The sequence below is a fragment of the Blastococcus sp. SYSU DS0616 genome, from assembly GCF_054051015.1.
Window position 1 is genome coordinate 1 of the sequence record NZ_JBJHAJ010000048.1, and the last position, 14,767, is coordinate 14,767.

Here is a 14,767-nt window from a genome sequence, read left to right on the forward strand (position 1 = left end):
CCCCCCCCCCCCCCCCCCCCCCCCCCCCCCCCCCCCCCCCCCCCCCCCCCCCCCCCCCCCCCCCCCCCCCCCCCCCCCCCCCCCCCCCCCCCCCCCCCCCCCCCCCCCCGCGCCCCTCAGTCCAGGTCGGCCTGCCACAGGTCGGGGCCGAACACCTCGTACTGGATGTCCTGCGCCGGGATGCCGCGGTCGAGGAGCGTGCTCCGCACGGCCTGCATGAACGGCAGCGGTCCGCACAGGTAGTAGACGGCGCCCCACGGCAGGTCGACCTGCGACAGGTCCATCTGCCCGGCGTGCACGCCGTCGACCGGCAGCGAGCACTCGGCGCCCCGCTCGAACCAGACGTGGGCCGAGGCGTTGGGCAGCGTCGCCACGTCGCCGAGCACCTGCTGCCGCAGCGCCCAGGAGGCCTCGTCCACGTCGGCGTGCCACAGCCGGACGTCGAGGCCGGAGCCGGCGTGGGCGAGGTGCGAGAGCATCCCGGCCATCGGGGTGATGCCGATGCCGGCGCTGACGAAGACCACCGGCCGCCCGGAGTCGTCGAGGACGACGTCGCCGAACGGCACCGACAGCTCCAGCCGGTCGCCCACGCCGATCGAGTCGTGCAGCAGGTTGGAGACCTCGCCGTCGGGCTTGCCGCCGCCGTGCACCCGCTTGACGGAGAACTGGCGGTGCTCGCCGTCGTCGGCGCGGGTCAGGCTGTACTGCCGGGGCTGGCGGACGCCGTCGGGCATGATCGGCCGCACCGTCACGTACTGGCCCGGCAGGGAGCTCTTCACCAGCCGGTCGTCGACCCGCCGGACCCGGAAGGTGACGACGTCGTCGGTCTCGCGGGCCTTCTCCGCGACCTCCCACTGCCGCCAGACGGTCTCGGGCCGCACCCCGCGGGCGCTGTAGAGGCCGCGCTCCTGGTTGATCAGCGCGTTGGCCATCAGCCAGTAGACCTCGTCCCAGGCGGCGGCCACCTCGGGCGTGACGGCGTCGCCCAGGACGTCGGCGATGGCCCAGAAGAGGTGGTCGTGGACCACCTGGTACTGCTCGGGCTTGATCCCCAGCGAGGTGTGCTTGTGCGCGATCCGGCTCATCAGGTGCTCGGGGAGCCGGTCGGGGTGGTTCACCAGCGCGCTGGCGAACACCGCGACGGAGCCGGCCAGCGCGACCTGCTGGGTGCCCTCGGCCTGGTTGCCGCGGTTGAACGTGCCGTCGAACAGCTCCGGGTGCTCTCCGAACAAGTGCGCGTAGAACCGGCGCGCGATCTCCTGGATGTTCTCCGCGACGGCCGGCAGCGTGGCCTGGACGACGGGTGCGGACCTGTCGGACAGCATGCGGACTTCCTTCCCCCTGGATTCTGCGGTTGCGCGGCCCACGTTAGGCAACACGGGGTGTCGGGGCAGGTCAGGAACGGGACCGGAGGGGTCCCTCGCGCCGTATGGTCACCGCCCCGGGCGCGGAACCAGCTCGTCCGATGAGTGGCAGGAGCGCGTACGGATGTCGGCGCAGGAGGGCTCGGCTCCGCTGGTCGGTGCGAGCCCGGCTGCGTCGGAGACCCGGTTGGCGCACGCGTTCGTGCAGGCGGTCGACGCGCTGCTGTGCATCGTCGACGGCGAGGGCCGCATCCTGCTCTCCAACCCCGCGCTGCAGCGCTTCACCGGCCGCACGGGTGAGGACCTGTTGGGGCGCCGGTTCTGGGACGTGTGGGTCATCCCCGACGACGTGCCGCACGCCGAGGAGGCCGTGCGGCGGGCGATGGCCAGCGGGAAGGCCTACCCGCAGGAGGCCGACTGGATCGACGCCCGGGGCGGACTGCGGCGGGTGACCATGCGCAACACCGTCCTCCTGGACGATGAGGGGCAGCCCTACGCGATCGCCTGCGTCGGGCTCGACGTCACCGAGGAGCGGGCCCGGGAGGCGCGGCTGCACGAGCAGACCCGCACCGACCTGCTCACCGGCGTGGCCAACCGCGGGGCGCTGTTCGACGTGCTGGGCCTGCGGCTGCAGACGGGCGGGTGCGGGCTGCTCTTCTGCGACCTCGACGACTTCAAGACGGTCAACGACGAGTACGGGCACGGCGTGGGCGACCGCTTGCTCGTCGAGGCGGCGACGCGGCTGGTCGAGGTGGCCGGCGCCGAGCACCTGGTGGCGCGCTTCGGTGGCGACGAGTTCGTGATCGTGTGCCCGGCCGGCAACGAGGCGACGCTGGCCGACCTGGCACGTCGCGTGGTCATCCGGCTGGGTGCGCCCTTTCCCGGCCCGGACGGGCCGCTGCGGATCGGGGTGAGCGTCGGGGCGGCGATCGGGCGCCCGGGGGAGCCGGCCGACGACGTCGTCGCCCGCGCCGACCGCGCCATGTACGGCGCGAAGAGCTCCCAGCGGCGGCGGGCGCCGCGGCAGTGGTGAGCCGGCGGCGATGAGTTCCGCGGGCGGCGGGTGTCCAACCCGCGAACCCACTCACGCAAGGAGCTCCCCATGCGCCCGCTCGTCGTCACCACGTTCCTGACCCTCGACGGGGTCATGCAGGCACCCGGAGGGCTGGGCGAGGACCCGTCGGGGGGCTTCCGCCACGGTGGCTGGCTCGTGCCGTTCTTCGACGAGGACATGGGCGCCCAGATGGAGGCGTGGTTCGCCCCGGCCGAGGACTTCCTCCTGGGCCGTGGCACCTACGAGATCTTCGCCGCGCACTGGCCGAAGGTGCCCACGGAAGGCGACCCGGTCGGCACGGCGCTCAACACGAAGACCAAGCACGTGGCGTCGCGGACCTCGACCTCGCTGGACTGGGACACCGCGCGGTTGCTCGACGGCGATGTGCCGTCGGCCGTGCGGGATCTCACGAACCGGGACGGCGGTGAGCTGCAGGTGCACGGCTCGGCGGGGCTGGTGCACACGCTGTTGCAGGAGGACCTCGTGGACGAGCTCCGGCTGATCACGTTCCCGGTCGTGGTCGGTGAGGGCAAGCGGCTGTTCCCGGGTGGTGCCGCGCCGCGCACCTGGCGGCTGGTGTCGTCGACGGTGACGACGACCGGCGCCGTGATGGCCGCCTACCGACGGGTGGGCGGACTGGCGACCGGGGACCTGACGCTGCCGGAGTGAGCGGACGGCGGGGGGTTCCACGTGGAACCCCCCGCCGGGCCGGCTCAGGGCCAGGAGCCGGCGGGTGTGCTGCGGCCGAGCTCGGTGGGGGCCAGGGTGGTGTACGCGCCGGGGCCCTCCTCGAGCCACACGTCAGGCCGGCTCAGCAGCTCCCGCGCGGCGTCGGGCGGCAGCAGCGGCAGATCGCTGATGCGCCGTCGCTCCGGGTCCCCTGCCGGCGTTGCGCTGTCGTCGCGCAGCTCGAGCAGCCCGGCGTCGAACCACCGCAGCAGCTGGTCGGAGCAGGCGCGGCCGTCCAGCTGCCCCCAGTCGGTGCCCGCGTCGTCGACGAACTCGCCGTCGACGATGTCGAGGAGCCAGTGGTCCTCGTGGGCGGCGATGAGCAAGGGTTCCCGCACCGCTGCAGGCTCGGGGCCGGCGACCGCTCGTGACCGCTCGCGGGTGCGCCGCCGCCGCCCGTCCGACACCATGCCGGGGATCTCCGGCTCCTCGTCCCGCCGTCGCGCCGACCACCTGAACACGTCCGCACCTCCTGGCGGGTGATCATGCCGGAGCGCGGCGGCCGCGGGGGCCCGTCGCCGGCACCTGTGGACTCAGGCCGCGGCGCCGGGGAGGCGCGCGATCCCGGCCTCCGGGGCGGCGAGCAACGCGTCCAGCGGCGCGCCCCCCCTCCCGGCTGAGCGCCTTCAGCAGCCCGTGCCGGGTGGCGAAGCCGGAGCTCTGCATCGCCGCTGGGACGTCGCCCGCCGGCAGCCGCGGGTCAGTAGGCGACGGTGAACCGCGCCCGCCGGTGGGCCGGCCGGTCGATCTCGTCGACCAGGGCACGCGCGAAGTCGGCGCCGCCGATGAACGACTCGCCCTGGTCGTCGGTGAGCAGCACGTCGCCGCCCACGCGGTAGGTGCCCCGGGGCTCGCCGGGGGCGAAGGCCCCGAACGCCGCGGGCGGGCACACGTAGAACCAGTCCAGCCCGTCGGTCGCCACCAGGTCGTCGAGGACCGCGGCCATCTCGAGGCTCTCCGGGCGGTACTCGGCGGGGAACCCGGGGGTGTCGAACAGGCGCGGTCCGCCCTCGGTCACCTGCAGCGAGCCGGCACCGCCGATCACGCCCAGGCGGACGCCGGCCTGCTCGGCCTCGGCGGCGAGCGCGGCCACGCCACCGCGAACAGCGCCGGCCATGTCCCCGCGGGGGGCGACGGCGACCACGACGACGTCGGAGCTCTCCAACGCCGCGCGGCGGGTGGCCGCGTCCAGCAGCGAGCCCTGCACGTAGGTCGCGCCGTCCACCCTCTGGTCGGGGAGGCTGCGGCTGTAGGACGTCACTGCGTGGCCCCGCCCCGCGGCCTCGGCCACCAGGTGCCCACCCGCGTAGCCCGTGCCACCGAACACACCGATCCGTGCCATGTCGTCTCCTCCGTGCTGGTCGATCCGTCGGACCCGGCAACCAGAGGATGTAGTTGAGCATTCCACCAACAGGCGCCAGGCGTCCCGGGCGTGGCCGGCGGGGTGGCGGACGAGGGCCGGGCGAGGAAGTGTGTCCATGATCCGTTCCGGTCGCGACGACGGCGTCGCCCACGACGAGGAGGGTTCATGGCCGAGGTCCACGGCAGGTGCGACGAGCGGTTCGCGGGAGTGCGCGAGGCGCTGGCGCAGCAGCTGGACGGCGAGGAGCTCGGCGCCTCGGTCGCCGTCGACCTGGACGGTGACACCGTCGTCGACCTGTGGGGCGGCTACCGCGACGAGGCCCGCACCCTGCCGTGGTCGGAGCACACGATCGTCAACGTCTGGTCGACGACGAAATGCGTGGTCGCGCTGGCCGCGCTGATCCTCGCCGACCGCGGCGAGCTGGACCTCGACGCTCCGGTGGGCGACTACTGGCCGGAGTTCTGCGCGAAGGGGAAGAAGGACGTGCGGGTGCGGCAGCTGCTGTCGCACACCTCCGGCGTCTCCGGCTGGGAGCAGCCCTTCTCGATCCGCGACATGTACGACTGGCCCTCGGCCACCGAGCGGCTGGCGCAGCAGCGGCCGTGGTGGGAGCCCGGGACGGCGGCGGGCTACCACGCCAACAACCAGGGGCACCTGGTCGGCGAGGTGATCCGGCGGATCACGAACACGACGTTCAAGAAGTTCGTGGCCGACACCATCGCCGACCCGCTGGGCGCGGACTTCCAGATCGGCGCGCGGGAGTCGGAGGTGACCCGCATCGCGCCGGTGGTGCCCCCGCCGCCCCCGGACGTCGATCCGCGCACCCTCGACCCCGAGTCGGTCGCGGTGAAGACCTTCACCGGCCCGACGGCGTCGGCCAAGGCGGCCAACTCCCCGCAGTGGCGGGCCGCGGACCTCGGCGCGCTCAACGGGCACTCCAACGCCCGCGGCGTTCTGCGGGTGCTGCGGATCCTCTCGCTGGGCGGCGAGGCCGGCGGAGTGCGGCTGCTGTCCCCCGAGACGGTGGACAAGGTGTTCGAGGTGCAGGCCGACGGCGTGGACCTGGTGCTCGGCGCGCCGTTCCGGTGGGGGACGGGCTTCTGCCTGGGCTCGCCGACCGTGCCGTACGTGCCGGCGGGCCGGACCTGCTTCTGGGGCGGCTGGGGCGGCTCGCTGGCGGTGATGGACCTCGACCGGCGGCTGACGATCACCTACATGATGAACAAGATGGGCAGCGGCCTGATCGGCTCGCCCCGCAGCGAGGCCTACGTGCGGGCCGTCTACGACGCACTGGGCTGATGGAGCTCGACGACGTCCTGCCGCGGCCGGAGCACGTCACCCGGCAGGCGCGCTGGATCGCCGCGGAGCCGGCCGCCGTCTGGGACGCGCTGCACGCCGTCCGGCTCTCCGGGCTGCCGGTGACGCTGGTGCTGAGCGCCGCGCGGTTCCTGCCGGTGGTGCTGGCCGGGCGCGGCGTCGGGCAGCTGCACGACCGGCCCTTCCTCGACGCGCTGCCCGTGCCCCTGCTGGCATCGGACGAGCCGCGGTCGGTGGTGTTCGGTGGTGCGCTGCAGCCCTGGCGGCTGGACGGCGGCGACGACGGGCCGGTGCTCGACGCGGAGGAGTTCCGCCGCTTCACGCAGCGCGGCTGGGTCAAGGCGGCGATCGACTTCCGGCTGACGCCCCGGGGCAGCGGCACGGAGCTCAGCTCGGAGACCCGGGTGGCGTCGACCGACGCCGTGACCCGGCGCCGCTTCGCCCGCTACTGGCGGCTGATCCGGCCGGGCAGCACCGCGGTCCGGTGGGAGGTGCTGACCGCGGTCGAGCTGGCGGCGACCGGCCGGCTGCCCTGAGCGCGCCCCCGCGGCCCGATGTGTGCACGAACCGTCGTCTCCGCCGCCCGGAGGGATCGGTGCGCGCACATCCGGCCGAACCGGTCAGGCGGCGGTGCGCTCGCCATCGAGCACCCGCTCGGCGGCCTCGGCCAGACCCGGGCCGCTGAGCGCGTCCAGCGCGGCCGGCCGGCCGGTCGCCAGGAGCAGCAGATCGCCCACGGGGCCGTGCACCTCCCGGCAGCCCGCGCCGGCGGCCCAGTCGACGTCGGTCGCCACGAACCGCAGCCCGGCGAACCTTCGCTCGGGGCGGCCGTAGAACCCGCTGCGCCACACGTGGTCGAGGGCGGGGACGACCCGGTCGGGGCGCATCGCCCGGCGCAGCCCGAGCGGGCGGGCGATGTCCTGGCCGTGCACGAGGACGTCGGTGAGCGGGTCGAGGGGCGAGCTCAACGGCACCCGGTGGTCGACGGCGGCGGTGGCCCTGAGCAGGGCGATCAGCTCGGCCGGGGGGTGCTCGGCCGAGATCTCGTGCGCCCACATCAGCTCCGTGCGGTCGAAGTCGCCGCGGGCGAGCACCGCGTGGGCCAGCGTGGCGCGCAGCGTCTGGCGGTGGGCGAGCGTCAGGTGGGCGAGGACGTGGTGCACCGTCCAGCCCCGGCAGAGCGAGGGGGTGGCCCAATCGCGCTCGTCGAGGGTCTCGAGGTCGTCGCACAGGTCGAGCCGCTCGGCGGCGACGGCGGCGAGCATCGCCACCCGGGGGCGCTTCGGCATGGTTCTCCTCGTGGTCGGCGTCTGCGCAGGCGCAGGGCAGACCGGGGGAGCACCGGGAACTGAGCGGTCAGCCGGTGGGGACGTCGAGGAGGGCGTCGGTCCCGCGCCGGGAGACCGCACACAGCGCGTCGATCCGCCGCCGCCGGCTCCAGCGCCGCAGCACGGGGTGGCGCACCGGCGGGCCGCTGGAGCCGGCCCCCGGCCGCGGCGCGACCCTGCGGGCGGCGCCGGGCCTCCGTAGCCTCGGTGCATGGACGCCACCGACCTCCTGGCCCTGCGCGCCGACGAGCGCGCCGCCCTCGTGCTCGTCGGCCTGCGGGGCGACTGGTAGCCCTACTGCTGCGCCCAGGCGGTCCGCCTGGCCCGGTCCCTGTCCCGCCTCGCCGACGCCGGCGCCGAGGTGGTGCTCGCCTCCGTCGATCCGCCGGAGGTGCAGCTGGCGATGAACCGCACCTGGCACCTGCCGTTCCGCTGGGTCAGCGACCCGGGCGGCGAGCGCCTGGCCAAGCCGCTCGGCGCGTGGGACGAGGACGCCTCGATCTTCCGGCCGGTCGTCGTCGCGGTGGCGCCGGACGGGCGGGGGGTGTTCCACGAGCTGTCCCGGGACTTCACCGACCGGACCGACGACGAGCCCGTGCTCGCCGCGGTCGAGGAGCTCGGGCTCGACCCGGTGCCCGTGGTGGAGTGGGCGCCGGAGGGCGTGGAGCCGCAGCCGTCGAAGCGGGCGTTCAAGCCCTCGTCGTTCATCCCGTACTTCCGCGCGATCCGGTTCAACACGATGGCGCTGAGCGAGCGGATGGTCGACGAGCGGGACCGCGAGCAGCTCGTGACCGAGCAGCGGATGGCCGAGTCGTTCCTGGCCGCCTTCGACGAGTGGCGCGCGGAGCACCCGCCGGACGGCCGCTGACCTCGCCGGCGGGCCGGCCCCGGGGGCGGTCGGCCGACCGGGTGCTCAGGTGCCGGGCTGGCGCGGGGACCGGGTGAGCGCCAGCACGCTGCCCGCGAGGCCGATGAGGGCGACGGCGATCCCGACGCTGACCCAGCCGAAGGTGTCCCAGTAGACGTCCTCGAGCTGGATCAGCAGCGCCGCCTCGTCGACGACCAGGGCCAGCCCGATGCCGTAGCCCAGCCCCATCGCGCTGCGCACCTTCGGGCTGCGGTCGCCCAGGCCCAGGAACCCGATCAGCGCCAGCAGCAGGATGCCCCAGACGTAGTGGTGCAGGTGGACCCCGCCAACCTCGACGTCACCGAGGCCGGCGATGTCGACGTCGATGTGGATGAGCCAGGTGAGCAGGCGCAGCAGCACGAACGTCGCGGTGAACCCCCACCAGGCGAGGACGTAGCCGCGGCGGGTGGCGGCCACCTCGCGGAGCCGGTGCGGCCGCCGGTGCGTCGTCGTCTCGTCCACGGGGCGGAGGCTACGGGGCCGGTAGCGGCCCGTGCCCGGGCTCGGAGCCGTCGGGGACGTGGCGCTCGGTCCCGGCGCCCACCGGCTCGCCGCAGACGTCGCACACCCACGAGGCGGTGATGCGGTGCCCGTGGTGGCGCAGCTCGGCCGGGGGCGCGTCGGCGACGTGGCGGTCGCCCCACTGCATGAGCGCCTGCAGCACCGGCAGCAGGTCGCGGCCCGCTCGGGTCAGGTGGTAGTCCGAGCGCGGCGGGTTCCGGCTGTACTCCCGCCGCTCCAGCACCCCGGCGTCCACCAGGGCGGTCAGCCGGGCGGCCAGCCGTTCCCTCGGCGCGCCGGTGCCGCGCAGGATCTCGCTGAACCGGTGCGCACCCAGCGACACCTCGCGCACGACGAGCAGTGCCCATCGGTCACCGACGACGTCGAGTGCGCCCGCGATGGAGCAACGCCGGCCCGGGAGCTCGTCCAGTCGCGTCGTCATGGCACCAGGTTCGCATACCGAACCAACTGGTGTAGCGTCCCGGCCCAGTCGGTTCGGAAGTCGAACCACAGTTCCGCCGAGAGGACCCCATGACCCTCGCCACCGGCCGCCGGCTCGTCTTCGACCCCAGCTGGCGGTCGTTCACCCACACGCAGGGCGGCCTGGTCGTCGGCCACCTGCTCGCCGCCGCCGCCGAGCTCGCCGGGGCGCCGCCCCGCGCGGTGACCGCGCACCTGCTCGGCGGGGTCGCCGCCGACGTCGAGGCGGTGGTCGCGGCGACGGCCGACCGGCTCGGCCGCACCGGGAGCGTGCGCAGCGAGCTGGCGCAGGACGGCGCCCTGCGGGCGGTGGCGCAGGTGCTCACCCTCGCGCGACCGGCGTCCCCGGGCGTCGAGCACTGGCCGCCGGTGGAGCTGCCGCTGGTCGTCGACGGCGTTCCGTTCGAGCTGCCGCGCGAGTACGTGCCGGTCGCCGAGCACACCGAGATCCGGGCGCTGGACGCGTCGCGACCGCTGGCCGGCGGCACCGAGCCCCGGCTGCACGCCTGGGTGCGCATCCGGGGCGGGGAGCTGGAGCCGCTGGTGCAGCTGGGCGTGCTCCTCGACGCGCTGCCGCCGTCGCTGTTCGCCGTCCGCACCGTGCCGGCGGCGATGCCCACGGTCGAGCTGACCGCGCACCTGGCGGGTCCGGCGCCGGCGCCCGGGGCGTGGGTGCGGGTCGACCAGCGCACGGTCTGGTGCGACGACGACGCAGCCGTCGACGACGTGGAGCTGCGGGCCGAGGACGGTTCGCTCGTCGCCCGCGGTCGGCAGACCCGGCGGCTCCTCGGTCCCTGAGCCGCCCGGCCGGAACCGCTCAGGCGGTCCGCGGAGCCCGCCCCGGGGGCCCGGCGACGGAGGGGCGCTGCCGGCGCACCTCGGCCAGGAACGCCACCGGGTCGTCGGCGAACAGCCGGACGGTGCGCACCTCGCCGGTGAGCTCCGGCAGGCGGACGACGACGGGCCGGTCGAGCACGATGTCGACGTTCGTCTGGTCGTGCATCCACAGCTGGAGGGTGGCCGCGCCGTCGTCACCCCGGGCGAACCGCGGCGCCTTCTCCGGCCGCGTCCGCGACCGCCGGGCCACGGAGCCGATCACGTCCCACGGCACCTGGAGGTCGACGTCGGTCGAGAACCGGACGGTGATGCCCTCCGGGCCCACGGCGTGCGGCCGGGTGACCAGCCCCGCGAGGTAGCCGAACATCCACACCAGGCCCCAGATGCCGAGCGCGAGCAGGGGGTAGCGGACCAGCGGCCAGCGCTGGGTGAGGACGTCGACGGCGACCAGCTCGATCGCGGACACCACGATGAACGTGATGATCACCGGCAGCACCACCCGGTGGTAGGGAAAGGCGGTCGCCCCGGCCGGCACCCGGGGGCGGCGCAGCGCGAACCGGGAGAGGCTCTGCCAGACCCCGACCTCCAGCTGGACCGCGCGCGTCCCCAGGTACCGGAGGCGCTGCCGGCCCGTGCGCCGTTCGGGGGCGGTCACGACCGGGCTCCCGGGTTCATCAGCTCGTGCAGCCGGGCGGCGATGGTGTCCAGGTCGGTGCGGAACCGCTCCAGCCGGTCGGCGTCGAAGCCGGCCACCAGGTGCGCAGCGATCCGGCGGTGGTCGGCGTCCATCTGCCCGGTTGCCCGGGCGCCCAGCTCGGTGAGGGTCACCAGCGTGATCCGCCGGTCGGTGGGGTGGGGCTCGCGGCGGACGTACCCGCGCTCCTCCAGTGCGTCGACCAGGCCGGTGATGTTCCGCGGGGTGACGCCGAGCGCCGTCGCCAGCGCGCGCTGGCTGGACGGGCCGCGGCTGTGCACCTCCCAGAGGAGGTGGGTGCGGGCCGGGGTGAGCCCGGCCGGTTCCAGCTCGCGCGCCATGTCGTCCTGCACGAGCAGCGCGATCTCGAGCAGGCGATCGAAGACTCGCACGTCCGGGGACATGTTGTGAAGCTACTACACGATTACCTTACTGCACAGTCTCAGTCCTCCAGCAGGCCGGCCTCGTGGGCGAGGATCGCGGCCTGGGTGCGGTTGGTCAGGTCCAGCTTGGTGAGCAGCCGCGAGACGTAGGTCTTCACCGTCGCCTCGCTGACGAACAGCCGACGGGCCAGCTCGGCGTTGGGCTCGCCGGTGCCCAGTAGCGCGAGCACCTCCCGCTCGCGGTCGGAGAGCGTCCCGACCCGGTTGAGCGCCTCGGCCCGGCGCGGCGCGGCGCGGCGGTCGACGTAGGAGTCGATGAGTGCGGCGGTCACCTTGGGGGAGAGGGTCGCGGTGCCGTCGGCGACGGCACGCACCGCGGCGGCGATCTGCCGCGGCGGAGTGTCCTTGAGCAGGAAGCCGGCGGCGCCGGCCGCGAGCGCCGCGTACACGTACTCGTCGAGGTGGAAGGTCGTGAGGACGGCGACCTGTGGCGGATCCGACAGTGCCAGGATCCGCTTGGTCGCCTCCAGCCCGTCCAGCACGGGCATGCGGATGTCGGTCAGGACGACGTCGGGCCGCAGCTCGCGGGCCGCCCGGACGCCCGCCGCGCCGTCCGCTGCCTCGCCGACCACCTCGAACCCGCCGGCCGACTCCAGCACCGTCCGCAGCCCGAAGCGCACCAGCTCCTCGTCGTCCACCAGCAGCACTCGGACCGGACGGCTGATCTCGTTCCCGGCCAGCTCCCGCCCCTGTTCACTCATGCCGGCAGCACCGCCTCGATCGCGAAGCCGCCGTCCAGCCGGGGTCCGGCCGTCAACCCGCCGCCGAGGGTGCGCACCCGCTCAGCCAACCCCACCAGGCCGTATCCGCCACCGGGAACGTCCCCGGCGGGTCGCGCCGGCGATCCGTTGACCACGCGCACGACGAGCTGTCCGTCCGGCCGCTCGACGGCCACTCGCACGTGCGACCCGGGCGCGTGCTTGCCGGCGTTGGTGAGCGCCTCCTGCACGATCCGGTAAGCGGCCCGGCCGACGGCGGGGTCGATGGCTTCCGTGACCTCGGGCGGGCCGGCGAGCTCCACGGCCATGCCCGCCTCGGTGGCCTGGGCGATCAGGCGGGGCAGGTCCTCCAGACCCGGTTGCGGGCCGAGCGGCGCGGCCTCGTCGACCTCCTCGGCCCGGAGCACCCCGACCATCTGGCGCAGCTCCTCCAGGGCCCGCCGGCCGGCGGTCTGCACCTGGTCGGCCAGCTGCTCCACGCGCTCGGGATCGCGGGCGGCCATCTCGATGGCGCCCGCCTGCAGCACCATGAGGCTCACCCGGTGGCCGACGGCGTCGTGCATCTCGCGGGCGATGCGTGTCCGCTCGGTGAGGACGGCGTCGCGCGCCAGCAGCTCCCGCTCGGTCTCCGCCTTCTCGGCCCGGTCGCGGAGGACGAGCAGCAGTTCCTCGCGGGCGCGCACCCAGGCGCCGATCACGCCGGGGAGCAGCAGGACGAGCGCGGCGACGGCGAGCATCACGGCGAGCTCCACGAGCGGCTCCCCCGTCCAGGGCCGCACCACGGCGATCGTCCCGACGAGGGCGGCCACGAGCCGGCGCTGCAGGCGGCCTTCGTAGCGGCCGACCGCGTAGGCGGAGACCGACAGCGCGGTGGCGACCGCGGGCGCCAGCGCCGTCACCAGCGCACTGGTCAGGAAGACCAGCAGCGGGGCCCGCCGGCGGCGCAGGAGCAGGAGCACGGCGAGCGCGACGCCGGCCGGGAACAGCACCGGGGGCGGTAGCACACCGGTGTCGTCGCCCGTCGCGAGGGCGACCGAGACCAGGGACAGCAGGGCCAGCGTGAACTCGAGGGCGACGCCGCTGCGGCTCAGGCCGGGCCACAGTCGCTCCCGCAGCCTCATGCGGCAGAGCGTATTTCGGCTGGACCGGCCGGTGGGTCGCCCGGGAGTGGATCGCCGGCGTCAACTTTCGGATGACGAGGTCGCATCGTCCGTCGTCCGAGGTCGAGGCCTGCGGCCGACGCGCTGACCAGGGCCTTCTCGGCAGGTTGGTGCCGTCCCCACAACCCGGAGGTTCCCATGATCGCGGTCAGCGGCTTGACCAAGAGGTACGGCGACCAGACCGTCGTCGACGACGTCTCCTTCACCCTGGAGCCCGGCTCGGTGACCGGCTTCCTCGGCCCGAACGGCGCCGGCAAGACCACCACGATGCGGATGCTGACCGGCCTCGTGCCGGCGACCGCCGGAACGGCGACCGTGGACGGTCACCCCTACGCCGACCTGGCCAACCCGGGCGCCGTCATGGGCACCCTGCTCGACGCCTCGGCCGTGCACCCGGGACGCACCGGGGCGACCCACCTGCGGCTGCTGGCCGCGGTGATCGGGGTGCCGGGCTCGCGGGTGGACGAGGTGCTGGGCCTGGTCGGGCTGGGCCACGCGGCCGGGCGGCGGATTGGCGGCTACTCCCTCGGCATGCGGCAGCGGCTCGGCATCGCCGGCGCGCTGCTGGCCGATCCGCCGGTGCTCGTGTTCGACGAGCCGGCCAACGGGCTGGACCCGGAGGGCATCCGGTGGATGCGCGACCTGCTGCGCGGGCACGCCGCCCGGGGCGGCACCGTGCTGCTCTCCTCGCACCTGCTGGGCGAGGTCGAGCACACCGTCGACCGGCTGCTGGTGATCGACCGCGGGCGGATCGTCGCCGACGGTCCGGTCGCCACCCTGCTCGCCGGGGAGGGCGTCGTCGTCCGGGCCCGGGACGCCGCGGCCTTCGCGACCGCCTTGACGGCGGCCGGGTTCCACGTGGAACCCGGGGACGGCGGGGCACTGGTGGTGACCGGCGCCGATGTCGCGGACGTCGGGGCGGTCGCCGCTTCCGGTGGCCACGTGCTGACCGACCTGCGACCGGTCCAGCGCGACCTCGAGGCCCTGTTCTTCCAGCTCACCCACGCTTCCTGATCGCCCGACCGCACCCTTCGGAGGAACCCGAGATGACCGACGTCCTGACCCTCGACCCGCACTCCCATGTCCGCAGTTCGGTGCGCCGGACCGCTCCGTCACTGCCGGCGCTGACGGCGCTGGAGATCCGCAAGTCCCTGTCCACCCGGTCCGGCAAGGCGCTCGCCGTCGCCGCGGCCTTGGTCGGCCCGGCCGCGATGGCCCTCATGGGCATCGCGGCGGGGGAGGAGTTCCCGTTCGTCGACGGGCCGCTCGGCGCGGTCGGCGTGATGACCGGCATGCTGCTGCTCGCGCTGGGGGTGCTGTCGACCGCGGGAGAGTGGACCCATCGGACCGCGGAGACGACATTCCTGCTCGTGCCGCACCGCGGCCGGGTGCTGGCCGCCAAGACGGGTGCGCTGGCGTTGCTCGGGGTGGTGCTGGCCGCGGTGGGTGCGGCCCTGTCAGTGCTCGTGCTGCTGGGCATCGTTCCCGAGACGGCGTCGTGGGACGGCGCCGGGCGGGCCGTGCTCGCCGTGATCGGGGCCGGCGCGGTGTTCGCGGTGACCGGCGCCGGCCTGGGTGCTGCCGTCGGCAACAGCGCGGCCGCGCTGACCGGGGTGTACCTGCTGGTGCTCGGGGCGCTGCCGATCGTGCGGCTGTGGAGCGCCGACGTGGCCGAGTGGCTGGACCCCACCAGCGCCACCATGTCGCTGGCCACGGGGTCGCCGGAGGTGCGGCCCGTCCTGGTGCTGGTCGGCTGGGTGGTCGTCACCTCGGTGGTCGGCCACCTGCTCACTCGGCGGCGTCCCGTCGGCTGACGGATGCTGCCGGGTCCCTGGTGCGCCGGCCCCGCCCCGACCGGTTGTCGGGGCGGG

General features: G+C 74.9%; 17 protein-coding genes and 1 pseudogene. 8 read left to right on the plus strand and 10 right to left on the minus strand.

Annotated elements, in window-relative coordinates; translation table 11 throughout:
* Window positions 1-116 precede the first annotated feature (116 nt).
* Entirely contained in the window at window positions 117-1,325 is a 1,209-nt protein-coding gene (locus ACI79K_RS20835; protein ID WP_456591123.1) for a globin domain-containing protein, read from the minus strand.
* Window positions 1,326-1,488: 163 nt separating this feature from the next.
* Between ACI79K_RS20835 and ACI79K_RS20840 the strand changes: the two genes are divergently transcribed.
* Together ACI79K_RS20840 and ACI79K_RS20845 are read left to right on the plus strand one after the other, a co-directional pair.
* A complete protein-coding gene (locus tag ACI79K_RS20840) occupies window positions 1,489-2,397 on the plus strand; it encodes a GGDEF domain-containing protein (RefSeq protein ID WP_456600654.1) in 909 nt (302 codons plus the stop codon).
* 69 nt (window positions 2,398-2,466) lie between these two features.
* Window positions 2,467-3,087, plus strand: coding sequence for a dihydrofolate reductase family protein (locus ACI79K_RS20845; RefSeq protein ID WP_456591121.1), 621 nt, complete (start codon window positions 2,467-2,469; stop codon window positions 3,085-3,087).
* A gap of 44 nt (window positions 3,088-3,131) precedes the next feature.
* On the opposite strand, the gene ACI79K_RS20850 is transcribed toward ACI79K_RS20845, so the two are convergent.
* Entirely contained in the window at window positions 3,132-3,608 is a 477-nt protein-coding gene (locus tag ACI79K_RS20850) for a hypothetical protein (protein ID WP_456600655.1), read from the minus strand.
* A 239-nt stretch (window positions 3,609-3,847) separates the two neighbouring features.
* Entirely contained in the window at window positions 3,848-4,489 is a 642-nt protein-coding gene (locus tag ACI79K_RS20855; protein WP_456600656.1) for an NAD(P)-dependent oxidoreductase, read from the minus strand.
* Between the two features lie 186 nt (window positions 4,490-4,675).
* Between ACI79K_RS20855 and ACI79K_RS20860 the strand changes: the two genes are divergently transcribed.
* On the plus strand, window positions 4,676-5,809 hold the full coding sequence (locus tag ACI79K_RS20860; RefSeq protein WP_456591118.1) for a serine hydrolase domain-containing protein: 1,134 nt from the start codon (window positions 4,676-4,678) through the stop codon (window positions 5,807-5,809).
* Window positions 5,809-6,363 carry a hypothetical protein gene (locus ACI79K_RS20865; RefSeq protein ID WP_456600657.1) on the plus strand — a complete coding sequence of 185 codons (555 nt, stop codon included), beginning with the start codon at window positions 5,809-5,811 and terminating at the stop codon, window positions 6,361-6,363. The genes ACI79K_RS20860 and ACI79K_RS20865 overlap by 1 nt, the downstream gene beginning before the upstream one ends.
* A gap of 84 nt (window positions 6,364-6,447) precedes the next feature.
* On the opposite strand, the gene ACI79K_RS20870 is transcribed toward ACI79K_RS20865, so the two are convergent.
* On the minus strand, window positions 6,448-7,116 hold the full coding sequence (locus ACI79K_RS20870; protein WP_456591116.1) for a maleylpyruvate isomerase family mycothiol-dependent enzyme: 669 nt from the start codon (window positions 7,114-7,116) through the stop codon (window positions 6,448-6,450).
* Window positions 7,117-7,459: 343 nt separating this feature from the next.
* Here ACI79K_RS20870 and ACI79K_RS20875 point away from each other — a divergent pair.
* Window positions 7,460-8,023: pseudogene (locus ACI79K_RS20875) on the plus strand (peroxiredoxin family protein); the annotation flags it as partial.
* 45 nt (window positions 8,024-8,068) lie between these two features.
* Here the strand turns inward: ACI79K_RS20875 and ACI79K_RS20880 are convergent.
* Together ACI79K_RS20880 and ACI79K_RS20885 are read right to left on the minus strand one after the other, a co-directional pair.
* Window positions 8,069-8,524: a hypothetical protein gene (locus tag ACI79K_RS20880; protein WP_456591115.1), complete on the minus strand. Its 456-nt coding sequence runs from the start codon at window positions 8,522-8,524 to the stop codon at window positions 8,069-8,071.
* Between the two features lie 10 nt (window positions 8,525-8,534).
* Entirely contained in the window at window positions 8,535-9,005 is a 471-nt protein-coding gene (locus ACI79K_RS20885; RefSeq protein ID WP_456591114.1) for a winged helix-turn-helix transcriptional regulator, read from the minus strand.
* Window positions 9,006-9,094: 89 nt separating this feature from the next.
* On the opposite strand from ACI79K_RS20885, the gene ACI79K_RS20890 reads away from it, so the two are divergent.
* Window positions 9,095-9,841, plus strand: a complete 747-nt coding sequence (locus ACI79K_RS20890) for a thioesterase family protein (protein WP_456591113.1) — start codon at window positions 9,095-9,097, stop codon at window positions 9,839-9,841.
* A gap of 19 nt (window positions 9,842-9,860) precedes the next feature.
* On the opposite strand, the gene ACI79K_RS20895 is transcribed toward ACI79K_RS20890, so the two are convergent.
* The 4 genes from ACI79K_RS20895 to ACI79K_RS20910 are packed head-to-tail and all read right to left on the minus strand — an operon-like array spanning window position 9,861 to window position 12,857.
* Window positions 9,861-10,535 carry a hypothetical protein gene (locus ACI79K_RS20895; protein WP_456591112.1) on the minus strand — a complete coding sequence of 225 codons (675 nt, stop codon included), beginning with the start codon at window positions 10,533-10,535 and terminating at the stop codon, window positions 9,861-9,863.
* Window positions 10,532-10,978 carry a MarR family winged helix-turn-helix transcriptional regulator gene (locus ACI79K_RS20900; RefSeq protein WP_456600658.1) on the minus strand — a complete coding sequence of 149 codons (447 nt, stop codon included), beginning with the start codon at window positions 10,976-10,978 and terminating at the stop codon, window positions 10,532-10,534. The genes ACI79K_RS20895 and ACI79K_RS20900 overlap by 4 nt, the downstream gene beginning before the upstream one ends.
* 38 nt (window positions 10,979-11,016) lie before the next feature.
* On the minus strand, window positions 11,017-11,718 hold the full coding sequence (locus tag ACI79K_RS20905; protein ID WP_456591110.1) for a response regulator transcription factor: 702 nt from the start codon (window positions 11,716-11,718) through the stop codon (window positions 11,017-11,019).
* Complete coding sequence (locus ACI79K_RS20910) at window positions 11,715-12,857, minus strand: sensor histidine kinase (RefSeq protein WP_456600659.1); 1,143 nt, start codon at window positions 12,855-12,857, stop codon at window positions 11,715-11,717. Before ACI79K_RS20910 ends, ACI79K_RS20905 begins: the two co-directional genes overlap by 4 nt.
* Window positions 12,858-13,034: 177 nt before the next feature.
* Between ACI79K_RS20910 and ACI79K_RS20915 the strand changes: the two genes are divergently transcribed.
* Window positions 13,035-13,910 (plus strand): ABC transporter ATP-binding protein, encoded by an 876-nt coding sequence (locus ACI79K_RS20915; protein WP_456591108.1) that lies wholly within the window; start codon window positions 13,035-13,037, stop codon window positions 13,908-13,910.
* Window positions 13,911-13,942: 32 nt separating this feature from the next.
* Window positions 13,943-14,710: a hypothetical protein gene (locus ACI79K_RS20920; protein WP_456591107.1), complete on the plus strand. Its 768-nt coding sequence runs from the start codon at window positions 13,943-13,945 to the stop codon at window positions 14,708-14,710.
* Window positions 14,711-14,767: the final 57 nt, after the last annotated feature.

Coding starts and splice junctions, on each gene's coding strand:
- ACI79K_RS20835 (WP_456591123.1), bottom strand. CDS start 1,325: ATGCTGTCCGACAGGTCCGCACCCGTCGTCCAGGCCACGCTGCCGGCC.
- ACI79K_RS20840 (WP_456600654.1), top strand. CDS start 1,489: ATGTCGGCGCAGGAGGGCTCGGCTCCGCTGGTCGGTGCGAGCCCGGCT.
- ACI79K_RS20845 (WP_456591121.1), top strand. CDS start 2,467: ATGCGCCCGCTCGTCGTCACCACGTTCCTGACCCTCGACGGGGTCATG.
- ACI79K_RS20855 (WP_456600656.1), bottom strand. CDS start 4,489: ATGGCACGGATCGGTGTGTTCGGTGGCACGGGCTACGCGGGTGGGCAC.
- ACI79K_RS20860 (WP_456591118.1), top strand. CDS start 4,676: ATGGCCGAGGTCCACGGCAGGTGCGACGAGCGGTTCGCGGGAGTGCGC.
- ACI79K_RS20865 (WP_456600657.1), top strand. CDS start 5,809: ATGGAGCTCGACGACGTCCTGCCGCGGCCGGAGCACGTCACCCGGCAG.
- ACI79K_RS20870 (WP_456591116.1), bottom strand. CDS start 7,116: ATGCCGAAGCGCCCCCGGGTGGCGATGCTCGCCGCCGTCGCCGCCGAG.
- ACI79K_RS20885 (WP_456591114.1), bottom strand. CDS start 9,005: ATGACGACGCGACTGGACGAGCTCCCGGGCCGGCGTTGCTCCATCGCG.
- ACI79K_RS20890 (WP_456591113.1), top strand. CDS start 9,095: ATGACCCTCGCCACCGGCCGCCGGCTCGTCTTCGACCCCAGCTGGCGG.
- ACI79K_RS20900 (WP_456600658.1), bottom strand. CDS start 10,978: ATGTCCCCGGACGTGCGAGTCTTCGATCGCCTGCTCGAGATCGCGCTG.
- ACI79K_RS20905 (WP_456591110.1), bottom strand. CDS start 11,718: ATGAGTGAACAGGGGCGGGAGCTGGCCGGGAACGAGATCAGCCGTCCG.
- ACI79K_RS20910 (WP_456600659.1), bottom strand. CDS start 12,857: ATGAGGCTGCGGGAGCGACTGTGGCCCGGCCTGAGCCGCAGCGGCGTC.
- ACI79K_RS20915 (WP_456591108.1), top strand. CDS start 13,035: ATGATCGCGGTCAGCGGCTTGACCAAGAGGTACGGCGACCAGACCGTC.
- ACI79K_RS20920 (WP_456591107.1), top strand. CDS start 13,943: ATGACCGACGTCCTGACCCTCGACCCGCACTCCCATGTCCGCAGTTCG.